Source organism: Terrabacter sp. P2_E3 (assembly GCF_056403915.1).
The window spans coordinates 89,000-103,686 of the sequence record NZ_JBFUEN010000008.1 but is presented as its reverse complement, the minus strand read 5'-3'; the positions used below and the strand labels follow the sequence as shown (position 1 = coordinate 103,686).

Below are 14,687 nucleotides of genomic sequence, written 5' to 3'. Positions count from 1 at the left end.
TCGCCCCGATCAGTCGCTCGCGAGCGCGTCGCGCATCGGGATGAGCTTGGCGTTGGACTCGGCCACCTCGGACTCGGGGTCGGACCCCGCGACGATGCCGCACCCGGCATACAGCGTGATCTGTGACGGGTTGCCGGGATCGATGGCGCCGCTGCGGAGGGCGATGCCCCACGCGCCGTCGCCACTGGCGTCCATCCAGCCCACCGGGCCGGCGTAGCGCCCCCGGTCCATGTGCTCGAGCTCCCCGATCAGCTCGACCGCGCGGGCCGTGGGGGTCCCGCCGACGGCGGCCGAGGGGTGCAGCGACGCGGCGAGCGTCAGGGCCGAGGCCTCGTCGGCGCTCACGGCGGCGACGTCGGTCGCGAGGTGCATGACGTTGGGCAGGTGCAGCACGAACGGTGCCTCGGGCACGTTCATCGACGAGCAGTGCGGGGCGAGGGCCTCGGCGACGGAGCGCACGGCGTACTCGTGCTCCTCGAGGTCCTTCGACGAGCGGGCGAGCGAGGCCGCGAGGGCGAGGTCCTTGGCGTCGTCGCCGGTGCGGCGGATCGTGCCGGCCAGCACACGCGAGGTGATGAGTCCCTGGTCGCGGCGCACGAGCAGCTCGGGGGTTGCTCCGACGAGACCGGCCACCGAGAAGACCCACGTGTTCTCGTAGCGCTCGGCGAGTCGACGCAGCAGCCAGCGCGGGTCGATGGGGCCGGAGGCCGTCGCGACGAGGTCGCGGGCGAGGACGACCTTGTCGACCTCACCCGCCCCGATGCGCTGGACGGCGTCGGCGACCGCATGGGCGTAGTCGGCGGGGGACACCTGGCCGTCGGCGAAGGCGACGTCACGAGGAGGCTCGGGATCGCTTGCGACAGAGGGCTTCTCGAGCAGCGTGAGCTGTGGTTCGAGAGAGACCGTCGTGAGCCAGGTCTGCCCGTCCCGACGCCCGACGATCGTCGAGGGGACGACGAGCCGGGCCGCCTCGGCGGAGTCGGAGGCGAAGGGGAACGAGCCGAAGCACACGAGACCCGTGCCCGGGCGGCCCACCTCGTCGCGCACGACGGCGTGCCGGCTGACCTCGCGCCACCAGGCCTCGGCCTCGCGGAAACGGCTGTCGCCGTTGGCCTCGAACGACAGTGCCGACCCCCAGCCGACGAGGCCCTCGCCTCGGCGCACCCACGAGAGCAGCTCGTCGTGCGGGACGTCGGCCGGGAGGTAGGCCAGCAGTGGGTCCGCGGCCTCGAGGGGCACCGTGCGGACGACGACCGTCGGTCCCGCGGCGGGGGACGGCGCTTCGGGGGCGGGAAGCGTGGACATCGGTGGCAACTCTACGGCCGATCGTGAGCCACCCCGCTCGCGTGGTCGCCGGTGCGACCCGACCCACACCCGTCGTGGGTGCGAGGATGAGCGCATGACCCGTGCGCAGCTGGACAAGAAGCCGGTCGACGTCGCGTCGATGTTCGACACCGTCGCCGAGAAGTACGACGTGACCAACGACGTGCTCTCGCTCGGGCAGGACCGGCTGTGGCGCCGGGCCGTCGTCAAGGCCGTCGACGCCAAGCCGTGGGAGCGCATCCTCGACATCGCGGCGGGCACGGGCACGTCGAGCGAGCCGTGGGCCAACGAGGAGATCGAGGTCGTCCCGGCCGACTTCTCGCTCGGCATGCTGCGGGTCGGCCGCCGGCGTCGCCCGGACATGGCCTTCACGGCCGCCGACGCGATGAGCCTGCCGTTCGCCGACGAGAGCTTCGACGTCGTGACGATGAGCTTCGGGCTGCGCAACGTCGCCGATGCCGAGACCGCGCTGCGCGAGTTCCTCCGCGTCACCAAGCCGGGCGGCCGACTCCTCGTCTGCGAGTTCAGCCAGCCGGTCAACAAGGTCTTCCGCACCGTCTACTCGAACTACCTCATGCGTGCGCTCCCGCCGGTCGCCCGCCGCACGTCGAGCAACCCCGACTCCTACGTCTACCTCGCCGAGTCGATCCGCGCCTGGCCGCCGCAGGGCGAGCTCGCCCGAGTCGTCGAGGCGGCCGGCTGGCAGCAGGTCGGCTGGACCAACCTGACCGGCGGCATCGTCGCGCTGCACCACGGCACCAAGCGCTGACCGTCGGCTTGTCGAGAGTTAGGCATGCCTTATCTGACAAGCGCGAAATCGCGGGAATAGACTCCCGAAGTTAGTTCGTGAAGATCTTCACAAGCGGTTCGGAAGCGTGCAGGGAGACATGACCAGTTCGAGCGTCGCGCCCCGCCCCTCGGGGTCTGGTGCTGCACCCGTCGAGCGGGCCGACGTCATCGTCGTCGGCGCCGGTCCGGGCGGCAGCGCGACGGCGGCCTACCTCGCCGACCACGGTCTCGACGTCGTCCTCCTCGAGAAGTCGGCCTTCCCCCGCGACAAGATCTGCGGCGACGGCCTGACCCCCCGCGCGACCAAGGAGCTCATCTCCCTCGGCGTCGACACGACGGGGTGGCAGCGCACCAAGGGCCTGCGCATCAAGGGTGGCGGCCACACGCTGCAGCTCGACTGGCCCGAGTCCGACGCCTTCCCGGGCTACGGCATGGTCCGCACCCGCGCCCAGCTCGACGAGACCCTGGCCCGCCACGCCGAGGCCCGGGGCGCGCGCCTCCACGAGCGCACGAGCGTCTCCACCCCGCTCCGCGACTCCTCGGGCCGCGTCACCGGCGTCACGGCCAAGCGCCTCGACGACGCCGGCCGCGCGACGGGCGAGACCGTCTCCTACCGTGCGCCCGTCGTCGTCGCGAGCGACGGCGTCTCGAGCCGCCTCGCCACGGCCGTCGGCCGACCCAAGCGCGAGGACCGCGTCATGGGCGTGGCCGTCCGCGCCTACTACACGACGCCGAAGCGCGACGACTACCTCGAGAGCCACCTCGAGCTGTGGAGCCGCGACGACGACGGCAACCGCATCCTCATGCCCGGCTACGGCTGGCTCTTCCCGCTCGAGGACGGCCGCACCAACGTCGGCCTCGGCACGCTCGACACCACCTCGGCCTTCCAGAAGACCGACTACAAGGACGTCATGCGTCGCTGGGTCGAGGACATCAATCCCGAGTGGCAGCTCGAGCACGACGAGTCGGCCGGTCCGATCCGCGGCGCCGCGCTGCCGATGGGCTTCAACCGCACCCCGCTCTACGCCGACGGCCTGCTCCTCGTCGGCGACTCCGGTGGCATGGTCAACCCCTTCAACGGCGAGGGCATCGACTACGCCCTCGAGGCCGCGCGCCTCGGCGCGGAGCTCGTCGCCCAGGCCATGGCGCGCCCGAGCGACGCTGCGCGCGAACGGGTGCTCGCGGCATACCCCAAGGTCATGAAGGACGAGCTGGGCGGCTACTTCACGCTCGGTCGCTGGTTCGCCCACGCCATCGGCAACCCCGAGGTCATGCGGCTCGCGACGAAGTACGGCCTGCCCCGCAGGAAGCTCATGCCGCTCCTGCTCAAGATCATGGCCAACCTCGCCGACCCCGCGAGCAAGGGCGCGAGCGACCGCCTCATCACCACCCTCTCGCGGCTGGCTCCGAGCGCATGAGCCACCCGCCCGTCGGCGCCATTGTGACGCCGAGCACAATCGATGCCGACGCCCCTAGGATGGGTGCGCCGCGCACCTGCGCCCCTGCTTCGCACGTCAAGCACGACCGAAAGGCACGTGACCTCGGATGAACTCCTACGTCCCGATCCTGTTCATGCTGGGGCTCGGCTTCGCGTTCGCCGCGCTGTCGGTCTTCACCTCGCTCGTCGTCGGGCCCAAGCGCTACAACCGCGCCAAGCTCGAGGCGTACGAGTGCGGCATCCAGCCGACGCCCCAGGCGGCCGGTGGTGGCCGCGTGCCGATCAAGTACTACCTGACGGCGATGCTCTTCATCATCTTCGACATCGAGTCCGTCTTCCTCTACCCGTTCGCGGTGGCCTTCAACAAGCTCGGCCTCTTCGCGCTGGTCGAGATGGTCCTGTTCATCCTCACGGTGTTCGTCGCGTACGCCTACGTCTGGCGTCGCGGCGGCCTCGAGTGGGACTGACGCCCGTTGCAAACGTGAGCACCCGCACCAGCGGGTACGCGTCCACCGGGTTCGTCAGGAAAGGTTAAGGAGTAAGCAATGGGTCTCGAAGAGAAGCTCCCAGCCGGGTTCCTGCTCTCGACCGTCGAGGGTCTCGCCGGCTACATGCGCAAGGCCTCGATCTGGCCGGCCACGTTCGGCCTAGCGTGCTGCGCCATCGAGATGATGGCCGTGGGCACGCCCGACTACGACATCGCCCGGTTCGGCATGGAGCGCTTCTCGGCGACCCCGCGCCAGGCCGACCTCATGATCGTCGCCGGTCGCGTCAGCCAGAAGATGGCCCCTGTCGTGCGCCAGGTCTACGACCAGATGCCCAACCCCAAGTGGGTCATCTCGATGGGTGTGTGCGCCAGCTCGGGCGGCATGTTCAACAACTACGCGATCGTCCAGGGCGTCGACCACATCATCCCGGTCGACATCTACCTGCCCGGCTGCCCGCCGCGCCCGCAGATGCTGCTCAACGCGATCATCGAGCTGCACCACCAGATCGAGACCTCGCCGCTCGGCGTCAACCGCGAGGAGGCGGCCAAGGCCGCCGAGGTCGCGGCCCTCTCCGCGACGCCGACGCACCAGATGAAGGGTCTCCTCGCATGAGCGACGGGGAGAAGAAGGACGACACGAACGCCGTGAACGCCGACACGACCAAGGACCAAGCCTCGGGCCTGACGCCCCACGAGATCGAGCTCGCCCGGACGGGCGGCTCGACCGAGCCCGAGGTCGTCGGCGTGCGCCACGGCATGTTCGGGGCGACCCAGGGCGCCGACACGACCGGCTACTCCGGCCTCGTCCGCCCGATCCTCGTCGCCGGCGCCTCGGAGCGCCCCTACGGCGGCTACTTCGACGAGATCGCCGACAACCTCGAGCGTGGCCTCGTCGGCGGCACGGCCTCCTACGGCGAGGCCGTCGACCGCGTCGTCGTCGACCGGGGCGAGATGACGATCCACGTCCGCCGCGAGCACCTGCTGGCCGTCGCCCGCGTCCTGCGCGACGACGCGTCGCTGCGCTTCGAGATCGTCACCGGCGTCTCGGGCGTGCACTACCCGAACCGCACCGGCGAGGAGCTGCACGCGGTCTACCACTTCCTGTCGATCACCCACGGCGGCCGGCGGGTCCGCGTCGAGGTCTCGTGCCCCGACGACGACCGCCACATCCCGTCGATCGTCTCCGTCTACCCGGCCAACGACTGGCACGAGCGCGAGACGTGGGACATGTTCGGCATCGAGTTCGACGGCCACCCGGCCCTCACCCGAATCCTCATGCCCGACGACTGGCCGGGCCACCCGCAGCGGAAGGACTACCCCCTCGGCGGCATCCCCGTCGAGTACAAGGGCGCCACCGTCCCGCCGCCGGACCAGCGGAGGTCGTACAACTGATGAGCACGCACACCGAGTTCACCCAGACCGAGGTGCCGGAGCCCGGCGCCAACGACGTCTACGCCACGTCCGTGGCCGACGAGCAGGCCAGCGAGGGCGCCCACGTCTTCAACGCCGCCGGCGGCGACTGGAACGACCTCGTCGACGAGGCCACCTCGCTCGGCGAGGAGCGCATCGTCGTCAACATGGGGCCGCAGCACCCGTCGACGCACGGCGTGCTCCGCCTCATCCTCGAGATCGACGGCGAGACGGTGACGGAGGCCCGCGCAGGCATCGGCTACCTCCACACCGGCATCGAGAAGAACATGGAGTACCGCACCTGGGTGCAGGGCGTCACGTTCTGCACGCGCATGGACTACCTCACGCCCATGTTCCAGGAGGCGGCCTACTGCCTCGCCATCGAGAAGCTCCTCGGCATCACGGACCAGATCCCCGAGCGGGCCAACGTCATCCGCGTGCTCATGATGGAGATGACGCGCATCAGCAGCCACCTCATCTGCCTCGGCACCGGTGGCATGGAGATGGGCGCGACGACGGTCATGACCGTCGCCTTCCGCGAGCGCGAGCGACTGCTCCGCGTCATCGAGATGATCACGGGCCTGCGCATGAACAACGCCTACATCCGCCCCGGCGGTGTGGCGCAGGACCTGCCGCCCGGCGCCATCGACGCGCTCCGCGAGATGGTCCCAGAGGTGCGCCGTGGTCTCGGCGAGCTCGAGGCGCTGCTCAACGAGAACCCCATCCTCAAGGGCCGCACCGTCGACGTCGGCGTGCTCAACCTCGCCGGCTGCATGGCGCTCGGCATCACCGGCCCGGTGCTCCGCTCGACCGGCCTGCCGCACGACCTGCGCAAGCTCGACCCCTACTGCGGCTACGAGACCTACGACTTCGAGATCAAGACCCGCACGAGCCAGGACGCCTACGGCCGCCTGCGGATCCGCATCGACGAGATGTACGAGTCGCTGAAGATCATCGAGCAGGCGACCGACCGCCTCCAGGCGAACGAGGGCCCGGTCATGGTGGCCGACAAGAAGATCGCCTGGCCGGCGCAGCTCGCGCTCGGCAGCGACGGTCTCGGCAACAGCCTCGACCACATCCGCGAGATCATGGGCACCTCGATGGAGTCCCTGATCCACCACTTCAAGCTCGTCACCGAGGGTTTCCGCGTGCCGGCTGGACAGGCCTACGTCGCCATCGAGTCGCCGAAGGGCGAGCTCGGCTGCCACGTCGTCTCCGACGGGGGCACGCGCCCCTACCGCGCCCACTTCCGCGACCCGAGCTTCAACAACCTGCAGGCCGTGGCCGCGATGTGCGAAGGCAGCCAGATCGCCGACGTCATCGTCGCCGTGGCCTCGATCGACCCCGTCATGGGAGGTGTGGACCGTTGAGCGGTCACGACGCGTCAGGCCACCTGCACGTCAGCCCCGAGTCCAAGGCGCCGTATGCCGCCGACGTCCTCGAGAAGCTGCACGTCGACGCCGCCGAGGTCATCTCGCGCTACCCGCAGAAGCGCTCGGCGCTGCTGCCGCTGCTGCACCTCGTGCAGTCGGTCGACGGTTACGTCGCGGGCCGAGGCGTGAGCTTCTGCGCGGAGGTGCTCGACCTCACCGAGGCCGAGGTGAGCGGTGTCGCCACCTTCTACACGCAGTACAAGCGCCACCCCAACGGTGACTACACCGTCGGCGTCTGCACCAACACGCTGTGTGCGGTCATGGGCGGCGACCTCATCTTCGACCGGCTCTCCGAGCACCTCGGCATCGGCCACGACGAGACGACCGACGACGGCAGGATCACCCTCGAGCGCGTCGAGTGCAACGCCGCGTGCGACTACGCGCCGGTCGTCATGGCCAACTGGGAGTTCTTCGACAACCAGACGCCGGAGAGCACGATCGGCCTCGTCGAGGACCTTCGCGCCGGCAAGGACGTCGCCCCGACGCGCGGCGCCGCCAAGGTCTGCACGTTCAAGGAGGTCTCGCGGGTCCTCGCGGGCTTCGAGGACGGCCGCGCCGACGAGGGCGTGGGCGCCGGTCCGGCGTCCCTGCTCGGTCTCAAGATCGCCAACGACCGCGGCTGGGTCGCCCCTGGTGCCAACAGCAGCAACGGCTCGCACTCGTCGCAGCCCGACGGGAAGGACGGATCGCAGTGACCGACACCCTGACCCCGATCCTCACGAAGTTCTGGGACGACCCGCAGTCCTGGACCCTCGCGACCTACGAGCGCCACGACGGCTACAAGGCCCTGACCAAGGCGCTCGACATGGAGCCGCAGGCGATCATCGACGCCGTCAAGGACTCCAGCATCCGTGGCCGTGGTGGTGCCGGCTTCCCGACCGGCATGAAGTGGTCGTTCATGGCGCCGCCCGACGGCGGCCCGCGCTACCTCGTCGTCAACGCCGACGAGTCCGAGCCGGGCACGTGCAAGGACGTGCCGCTCATGATGGCCAACCCGCACGCGCTCATCGAGGGGGTGGCCATCTCCTCGTACGCCATCGGCTGCGAGCACGCGTTCATCTACCTCCGCGGTGAGGTCGTCCACGTCTACCGCCGCCTGCTGCGCGCCGTCGAGGAGGCCCGTGCCGCGGGCTACCTCGGCGACAACGTCGGTGGCAAGGGCGTCAAGGTCGACATCACCGTGCACGCCGGCGCCGGCGCCTACATCTGCGGCGAGGAGACGGCGCTGCTCGACTCGCTCGAAGGTCGCCGCGGCCAGCCGCGCCTCAAGCCGCCGTTCCCCGGTGCCGCCGGTCTCTACGCCCGCCCGACGTCGGTCAACAACGTCGAGTCCATCGCCTCGGTGCCCGGGATCATCCTCGAGGGCTCCGACTGGTTCAAGGGCATGGGCACCGAGAAGTCCACGGGCTTCGGCATCTTCAGCCTCTCCGGCCACGTCGCCAACCCGGGCCAGTTCGAGGCCCCGCTCGGCATCACGATGCGCGAGCTCATCGACCTCGCCGGCGGCATGCGCGGCGGCAAGAAGCTGAAGTTCTGGACGCCGGGTGGCAGCTCGACGCCGATCTTCACCGACCAGCACCTCGACGTGCCCCTCGACTTCGACTCGGTCGCCGCGGCCGGCTCGATGCTCGGCACGCGTGCCCTGCAGGTCTTCGACGAGACCGTGTCGGTCGTGCGCGCCGTCGCCCGCTGGACCGACTTCTACGCCCACGAGTCGTGCGGCAAGTGCACGCCGTGCCGCGAGGGCACGTGGTGGCTGCGCCAGATCATGAACCGCATCGAGAACGGCCAGGGCACGCAGGACGACATCGACAAGCTCGTCGACATCTGCGACAACATCCTCGGTCGCAGCTTCTGCGCCCTCGGTGACGCGGCCACGAGCCCGATCACCTCGGCCGTGCAGTACTTCCGCGAGGAGTTCGAGGCCGGCATGCACACGCCGGCCCACGAGCTCTTCCCGCCCGAGAAGTCGGTCCTCTTCGACGTCCAGACCAAGGAGTCCAGCGGGATGGTGTCCGCATGACCGCCACGACGGAGACGAAGGCGCCCACGGCGCCCGACCACGTCAGCCTGACGATCGACGGCGTGCCCGTCAGCGTCCCCAAGGGCACGCTCGTCATCCGCGCCGCCGAGACGATCGGCGTCGAGATCCCGCGCTTCTGCGACCACCCGCTGCTCGACCCCGTCGGGGCGTGCCGCCAGTGCCTCGTCGACGTCGCGATGCCTGACCGCGAGGGCAACGTCCGCCCCATGCCGAAGCCGCAGGCCTCGTGCACGATGACGGTGTCCGAGGGCATGGTCGTCAACACGCAGGCCACGTCCAAGGTCGCCGACAAGGCGCAGCAGGGTGTCATGGAGCTGCTCCTCATCAACCACCCGCTCGACTGCCCGGTCTGCGACAAGGGCGGCGAGTGCCCCCTGCAGAACCAGGCGATGAGCGCCGGCCGCCCGGTGTCGCGCTTCGACGACGTCAAGCGCACCTACCCCAAGCCGGTCAACATCTCCTCGCAGGTCCTGCTCGACCGCGAGCGCTGCGTGCTCTGCGCCCGCTGCACCCGCTTCTCCGACCAGGTCGCCGGTGACCCGTTCATCGCGCTCGTCGAGCGCGGTGCGCTCCAGCAGATCGGCATCTACGAGGAGAAGCCGTTCGAGAGCTACTTCTCGGGCAACACCGTCCAGATCTGCCCGGTCGGCGCGCTGACCGGTGCGGCCTACCGCTTCCGCAGCCGGCCCTTCGACCTCGTGTCGACGCCGTCGGTCTGTGAGCACTGCGCGAGCGGCTGCGCGACCCGCACCGACCACCGCCGCGGCGTCGTGCTGCGCCGGATGGCGGCCGAGGACCAGGCCGTCAACGAGGAGTGGAACTGCGACAAGGGCCGGTGGGCGTTCACGTACGCCACGCTGCCCGACCGCGTCGAGCTGCCCATGGTCCGTGACGCCGACGGCGAGCTGCAGGTCGTCGGCTGGCCCGAGGCCCTCGCTGCCGCGGCGGCCGGTCTCGCCGGCACCAAGGCCGGCGTGCTCGTCGGTGGACGCGTGTCCGCCGAGGACGCCTACGCCTACGGCAAGTTCGCGCGCGTCGTGCTCGGCACCAACGACGTCGACTTCCGGGCGCGACCGCACTCGGCCGAGGAGGTCGCCTTCCTCGCCGAGCACGTCGCCGCCACGGGACCCGATGGCGGCGCCGTCACGTATGCCGACCTCGAGGCCGCCAAGGCCGTCCTGCTCGTGGGCTTCGAGCCCGAGGACGAGAGCCCGATCGTCTTCCTGCGCCTGCGCAAGGCGTTCCGCAAGCACCGGACGCAGGTGTATGCCGTCGCGTCCCACCCGACGCGCGGCCTGACCAAGGTGGGCGGCACGCTGCTGCCGACCGTCCCCGGCCACGAGGCGTCGGCCCTGACCGACCTCGGCTCGACCGAGCTCGGCGCGAAGGCCCGCGAGGCCCTCGGTGCCGGTGGCGTCGTGCTCGTCGGTGAGCGCCTCGCCACCTCGCCCGGTGCCCTGCGCGCCGCGGCCGACCTCGCCGCCGCCACCGGTGCCCGCCTCGCGTGGGTGCCGCGTCGGGCGGGGGAGCGCGGTGCCCTCGAGGCCGGTGCGCTCGGTGCGCTCCTGCCCGGCGGACGCCCGGTCTCCGACGCCTCGGCCCGTGCCGAGGTCGCCCGCGTGTGGGACGTCGACCAGGTCCCGGCCACCCCGGCCCGCGACACGGCCGGCATCGTCGCGGCCGCTGCGGCCGGCGACATCGCGGCCCTCGTCGTCGGTGGCGTCGACCCGTCCGACCTCGGTGACCCGGCCGCCACGGCAGCGCTCGAGAAGGCGTTCGTCGTCTCGCTCGAGATGCGCGAGTCGCCGGTCACGGCCGTCGCCGACGTCGTGCTGCCCGTCGCCTCGCAGTCCGAGAAGACCGGCACCTACGTCAACTGGGAAGGCCGCGTCCGCGCCTTCGAGGAGGCCCTCGAGACCAACGCGGTCAGCGACCACCGCGCCCTCGACATGCTCGCGAGCGAGATGGGCGTCTTCCTCGAGACCCGCACCCAGCGCGAGATCCACGCCCAGTTCGAGGCCCTCGGTCCGTGGGGTGGCGCCCGTGCCACGAGCGCCCCCGACGGCCAGCGCGTCGCGACGGCCCCCGACGGCAGCGGCGACTTCGTCCTGTCGAGCTGGGCCACGCTCCTCGATGCCGGCCGCATGCAGGACGGCGAGCCGTTCCTCGCCGGCACCGCGCCGCTCGCCGTGGCCCGTCTGTCCGAGGCCTCGGCCGCCGGCCTCGGGCTCGTCGAGGGCGACCACGTCACGGTCTCCGGCCCGGCCGGCAGCGTCACGCTGCCCGCCGTCGTCACCGAGGGGATGGTCGACGGCGTGGTCTGGGTCCCGACCAACTCGCGTTCCACCAGCGACTCGACCCACCAGGACTGCTCGATCCGCTCGGGCCTCGGCACCGACGCCGGTGGCCGCGTCCACGTCACGAAGGGTGGTGCGGCATGAGCCTCGGCCTGACCGCATACGGGGTGGCAGCCACGCTGCCCGTGTCCGAGAACCCCACGGCCGACTTCAGCGACACCCCGTGGTGGGTGGCCCTGATCAAGGCCGTCGGCATCTTCGTCTACCTGCTCGTCTCGACGCTGCTCGTCATCTGGTTCGAGCGCCGCGTCATCGGCCGCATGCAGCAGCGCCCGGGCCCGAACCGCAACGGTCCCTTCGGTCTGCTCCAGACGCTCGCCGACGGCATGAAGTCGATGCTCAAGGAAGACATCACGCCGGCCAACGCCGAGAAGCTCATCTACACCCTCGCGCCGCTGCTCGCCGCGACGATGGCCTTCGTGTCGTTCGCGATCATCCCGGTCGGCGGCACCGTCTCGATGTTCGGCCACGAGACGCCGCTGCAGGTCACCGACGTCCCCGTCGCCGTGCTGCTCGTGCTCGCCGTCGCCTCGGTCGGCGTCTACGGCATCATCCTCGCCGGGTGGAGCTCCGGCTCGACCTACCCGCTGCTCGGTGGCCTGCGCTCGACCGCCCAGGTCATCAGCTACGAGATCGCCATGGGACTCTCGCTCGTCGCGATCTTCCTCTACAGCGGGTCGATGTCGACCTCGGCGATCGTCTCGGCGCAGAGCTCGCTCTGGTACATCCTCCCGGCGTTCTTCAGCTTCGCCGTCTACGTCATCACCATGGTCGGCGAGACCAACCGCCTGCCCTTCGACCTCGCCGAGGGCGAGGGTGAGCTGACCGGTGGCTTCCACACCGAGTACTCCTCGATGCGGTTCGCGATGTTCTTCCTCGGCGAGTACGTCAACATGTTCACCGTCTCGGCCCTGGCCACCACGCTCTTCCTCGGTGGCTGGCAGGCCCCGCCGTTCATCTCGGCGATCAACGACAACATGTTCGGCGGCGGCTGGTGGGGCCTGCTGTGGTTCACCGCCAAGCTGTGGCTGTTCATGTTCATGTTCGTCTGGCTTCGTGGCTCGCTGCCGCGTGTCCGCTACGACCAGTTCATGCGCTTCGGCTGGAAGTTCCTCATCCCGATCACCCTGGCCTGGGTCGTGGCCGTCGCCTTCATCCGCGGCGCTCAGCTCGGCTTCCTCGGTGACAGCAAGCTGACCTTCGCCGGGCGCGAGCTGTCCGTCGCGACCGTCGTCATCGTCAGCATCGTCGCCGTCATCGCCCTCGCCGCGGCGTGGATCTGGGACGACAAGCGCGCCGCCCGTGCCGCCGCCGAGGACGTGACCCCGCCGGAGGAGATCGACCCCTTCGAGGACGGCTACCCCGTCCCGCCGCTGCCGGGTCAGCGCCTCAACGAGCCGACCCGGTCGGGCCACCAGCTGGCGGCATCCCGCGAGCCCGTGCTCACGACCGTCGGCACCTCGAGCACCTCGAGCACCTCGACCGCCGTCAAGGAGGAGGACCATGGCTGACGACACCGTCGGCAAGGACGTGTCACCCCAGAGCCCCGGCAGGGGTTCAGAGGTCGGCGCGCCCCGTGACCAGCGACCCGGTCAGGACGACCGCAGCAAGGGCTTCCTGTCCGAGCTCTTCGCGCCGGTGGCCGGTTTCGGGGTGTCGTTCTCTACGATGTTCCGCAAGGTCGCGACCGAGGAGTACCCCGAGAAGCCGCGCCCCACGGCGCCGCGCTTCCACGGTCGCCACCAGCTCAACCGCTACCCGGACGGCCTCGAGAAGTGCATCGGCTGCGAGCTGTGCGCGTGGGCCTGCCCGGCCGACGCGATCCTCGTCGAGGGTGCCGACAACGACGACACCCCGCTCGACCAGGGTGGCAAGGGCCGCTTCAGCCCGGGCGAGCGCTACGGCCGCGTCTACCAGATCAACTACCTGCGCTGCATCTTCTGCGGCCTGTGCATCGAGGCGTGCCCGACGCGCGCCCTGACGATGACGAACTTCTACGAGCTCGCCGACAACGACCGCGGCAAGCTGATCTTCACCAAGGACCAGCTGCTCGCCCCGCTCCAGAGCGGCATGCTCCAGACGCCGTTCCCGATGTCCGACGGGCTCGAGGAGCGCGACTACTACCAGGGCAAGGTGAGCGAGCCGACCGCCGCGCAGCGCGCCTACGTCGACGCCCGCGACGCGGCCGACGACGAGGACGACGCGTATGCCGGTGGGCCCGGCAACGTCGGGGCGGCGGTGCCCGGGGCCCATGACCTCGTGCACTCCACCCACCCGACCGCAGCAGAGACCAGGGAAGGGGCCAACCCGTGACCTCCACCGCCGAAGCCGTCGGCTTCTGGGTGCTCGCCCCGATCGCGGTCCTCGCCGCGCTGGGCCTGCTCTTCGCCAAGAAGGCTGTCCACGCCGCCCTCGGCATGGCCCTGGTCATGTGCATCCTCGGCGTCTTCTACATCATGCAGAAGGCCGACTTCCTCGGGATCGTGCAGATCTTCGTCTACACCGGCGCCGTGATGATGCTCTTCCTCTTCGTCCTCATGCTCGTCGGCGTCGACTCGTCCGACTCGATCGTCGAGACGATCAAGGGTCAGCGCTGGGCTTCGCTGCTGCTCGTCATCGGCCTCGCCGGCATCCTCGTCTTCTCGCTGGGCCGCGTCGTCATGGACGAGCAGACGGTGCAGGCCGGGATGGACAAGCTCGTCTCGTCCAACGCCGAGACCGGCAACGTGACGGGCCTCGCCGAGCTGATCTTCGGCCAGTACGTCTGGATCTTCGAGGTCACCTCGGCCCTGCTCATCACGGCCGCCCTCGGCGCCATGGTGCTCGCGCACCGCGAGCGCCTGACACCGCGCATCACGCAGGCCGAGTGGGCCGCCAAGCGCGTCCGCGACAACAAGAACGTCGCGGGCCTGCCCGCGCCGGGTGTCTATGCCCGCCACAACGCGGTCGACACCCCGGCGCTGCTGCCCGACGGCACGCCGAGCGACCTGTCCGTCTCGCGCGTCCTCGTGGCCCGTGACCAGGTCGCGACGACCGACGGCTTCAAGGACGTCGAGCGCCACATGGAGCGCGAGATCGAGGAAGGTCGGTCCAAGTGAGCCCGATGCACTACGTCTACCTCTCGGTGCTGCTCTTCGCCATCGGCGCGGCTGCAGTGCTGGTGCGACGCAACGCGATCATCGTCTTCATGGGCGTCGAGCTCATGCTCAACGCGACGAACCTCGCCCTCGTCACCTTCTCCCGGATGCACGGCGCCCTCGACGGGCAGGTCATGGCCCTGTTCGTCATGGTCGTCGCAGCCGCGGAGGTCGTCGTGGGACTCGCCATCATCATGGCGATCTTCCGCGCCCGCCGCTCGGCCTCGGTCGACGACGCCAACCTGCTGAAGCTGTAAGGAGCGCCGGCC

Annotated in this window: 14 protein-coding genes; 13 read left to right on the top strand and 1 reads right to left on the bottom strand. The window is 70.3% G+C overall.

The genetic code is table 11. The features are described from left to right. Positions 1-9: 9 nt before the first annotated feature. The gene (locus tag AC1DW8_RS11810; protein WP_056781548.1) at positions 10-1,305 is read right to left on the bottom strand and encodes an isochorismate synthase; all 1,296 of its coding nucleotides are present in this window, start codon (positions 1,303-1,305) and stop codon (positions 10-12) included. Between the two features lie 94 nt (positions 1,306-1,399). On the opposite strand from AC1DW8_RS11810, the gene AC1DW8_RS11805 reads away from it, so the two are divergent. From AC1DW8_RS11805 to nuoK, 13 genes are all read left to right on the top strand, one after another. Next, the gene (locus tag AC1DW8_RS11805) at positions 1,400-2,092 is read left to right on the top strand and encodes a demethylmenaquinone methyltransferase (protein ID WP_478094182.1); all 693 of its coding nucleotides are present in this window, start codon (positions 1,400-1,402) and stop codon (positions 2,090-2,092) included. 118 nt (positions 2,093-2,210) lie between these two features. Next, a complete protein-coding gene (locus tag AC1DW8_RS11800) occupies positions 2,211-3,530 on the top strand; it encodes a geranylgeranyl reductase family protein (RefSeq protein WP_478094180.1) in 1,320 nt (439 codons plus the stop codon). A gap of 127 nt (positions 3,531-3,657) precedes the next feature. Continuing rightward, positions 3,658-4,017, top strand: coding sequence for an NADH-quinone oxidoreductase subunit A (locus AC1DW8_RS11795; protein WP_020145018.1), 360 nt, complete (start codon positions 3,658-3,660; stop codon positions 4,015-4,017). A gap of 78 nt (positions 4,018-4,095) precedes the next feature. Next, positions 4,096-4,650 (top strand): NuoB/complex I 20 kDa subunit family protein, encoded by a 555-nt coding sequence (locus AC1DW8_RS11790; protein WP_056826380.1) that lies wholly within the window; start codon positions 4,096-4,098, stop codon positions 4,648-4,650. After that, entirely contained in the window at positions 4,647-5,429 is a 783-nt protein-coding gene (locus AC1DW8_RS11785; RefSeq protein WP_478094177.1) for an NADH-quinone oxidoreductase subunit C, read from the top strand. Before AC1DW8_RS11790 ends, AC1DW8_RS11785 begins: the two co-directional genes overlap by 4 nt. Then, positions 5,429-6,817 (top strand): NADH-quinone oxidoreductase subunit D, encoded by a 1,389-nt coding sequence (locus AC1DW8_RS11780; protein WP_056781533.1) that lies wholly within the window; start codon positions 5,429-5,431, stop codon positions 6,815-6,817. The genes AC1DW8_RS11785 and AC1DW8_RS11780 overlap by 1 nt, the downstream gene beginning before the upstream one ends. Further along, entirely contained in the window at positions 6,814-7,575 is a 762-nt protein-coding gene (nuoE, locus tag AC1DW8_RS11775; protein WP_056781529.1) for an NADH-quinone oxidoreductase subunit NuoE, read from the top strand. Before AC1DW8_RS11780 ends, nuoE begins: the two co-directional genes overlap by 4 nt. Continuing rightward, positions 7,572-8,903, top strand: coding sequence for an NADH-quinone oxidoreductase subunit NuoF (gene nuoF / locus AC1DW8_RS11770; protein ID WP_056781526.1), 1,332 nt, complete (start codon positions 7,572-7,574; stop codon positions 8,901-8,903). The genes nuoE and nuoF overlap by 4 nt, the downstream gene beginning before the upstream one ends. After that, a complete protein-coding gene (locus AC1DW8_RS11765) occupies positions 8,900-11,365 on the top strand; it encodes an NADH-quinone oxidoreductase subunit G (protein WP_478094174.1) in 2,466 nt (821 codons plus the stop codon). The genes nuoF and AC1DW8_RS11765 overlap by 4 nt, the downstream gene beginning before the upstream one ends. Next, positions 11,362-12,792, top strand: a complete 1,431-nt coding sequence (nuoH, locus tag AC1DW8_RS11760; RefSeq protein WP_478094172.1) for an NADH-quinone oxidoreductase subunit NuoH — start codon at positions 11,362-11,364, stop codon at positions 12,790-12,792. The genes AC1DW8_RS11765 and nuoH overlap by 4 nt, the downstream gene beginning before the upstream one ends. After that, complete coding sequence (gene nuoI, locus AC1DW8_RS11755; protein ID WP_082622891.1) at positions 12,785-13,594, top strand: NADH-quinone oxidoreductase subunit NuoI; 810 nt, start codon at positions 12,785-12,787, stop codon at positions 13,592-13,594. The genes nuoH and nuoI overlap by 8 nt, the downstream gene beginning before the upstream one ends. Then, on the top strand, positions 13,591-14,379 hold the full coding sequence (locus tag AC1DW8_RS11750) for an NADH-quinone oxidoreductase subunit J (RefSeq protein WP_056781517.1): 789 nt from the start codon (positions 13,591-13,593) through the stop codon (positions 14,377-14,379). The genes nuoI and AC1DW8_RS11750 overlap by 4 nt, the downstream gene beginning before the upstream one ends. Beyond that, a complete protein-coding gene (nuoK, locus tag AC1DW8_RS11745; RefSeq protein ID WP_020145008.1) occupies positions 14,376-14,675 on the top strand; it encodes an NADH-quinone oxidoreductase subunit NuoK in 300 nt (99 codons plus the stop codon). The genes AC1DW8_RS11750 and nuoK overlap by 4 nt, the downstream gene beginning before the upstream one ends. The last annotated feature ends 12 nt before the right edge of the window (positions 14,676-14,687 follow it).

Excerpts from the sequence above, each read along its gene's own strand:
- AC1DW8_RS11785 (WP_478094177.1), top strand. The coding sequence starts at position 4,647 with ATGAGCGACGGGGAGAAGAAGGACGACACGAACGCCGTGAACGCCGAC.
- nuoI (WP_082622891.1), top strand. The coding sequence starts at position 12,785 with ATGGCTGACGACACCGTCGGCAAGGACGTGTCACCCCAGAGCCCCGGC.
- AC1DW8_RS11790 (WP_056826380.1), top strand. The coding sequence starts at position 4,096 with ATGGGTCTCGAAGAGAAGCTCCCAGCCGGGTTCCTGCTCTCGACCGTC.
- AC1DW8_RS11800 (WP_478094180.1), top strand. The coding sequence starts at position 2,211 with ATGACCAGTTCGAGCGTCGCGCCCCGCCCCTCGGGGTCTGGTGCTGCA.
- AC1DW8_RS11805 (WP_478094182.1), top strand. The coding sequence starts at position 1,400 with ATGACCCGTGCGCAGCTGGACAAGAAGCCGGTCGACGTCGCGTCGATG.
- AC1DW8_RS11795 (WP_020145018.1), top strand. The coding sequence starts at position 3,658 with ATGAACTCCTACGTCCCGATCCTGTTCATGCTGGGGCTCGGCTTCGCG.
- nuoH (WP_478094172.1), top strand. The coding sequence starts at position 11,362 with ATGAGCCTCGGCCTGACCGCATACGGGGTGGCAGCCACGCTGCCCGTG.
- AC1DW8_RS11810 (WP_056781548.1), bottom strand. The coding sequence starts at position 1,305 with ATGTCCACGCTTCCCGCCCCCGAAGCGCCGTCCCCCGCCGCGGGACCG.
- AC1DW8_RS11765 (WP_478094174.1), top strand. The coding sequence starts at position 8,900 with ATGACCGCCACGACGGAGACGAAGGCGCCCACGGCGCCCGACCACGTC.
- AC1DW8_RS11780 (WP_056781533.1), top strand. The coding sequence starts at position 5,429 with ATGAGCACGCACACCGAGTTCACCCAGACCGAGGTGCCGGAGCCCGGC.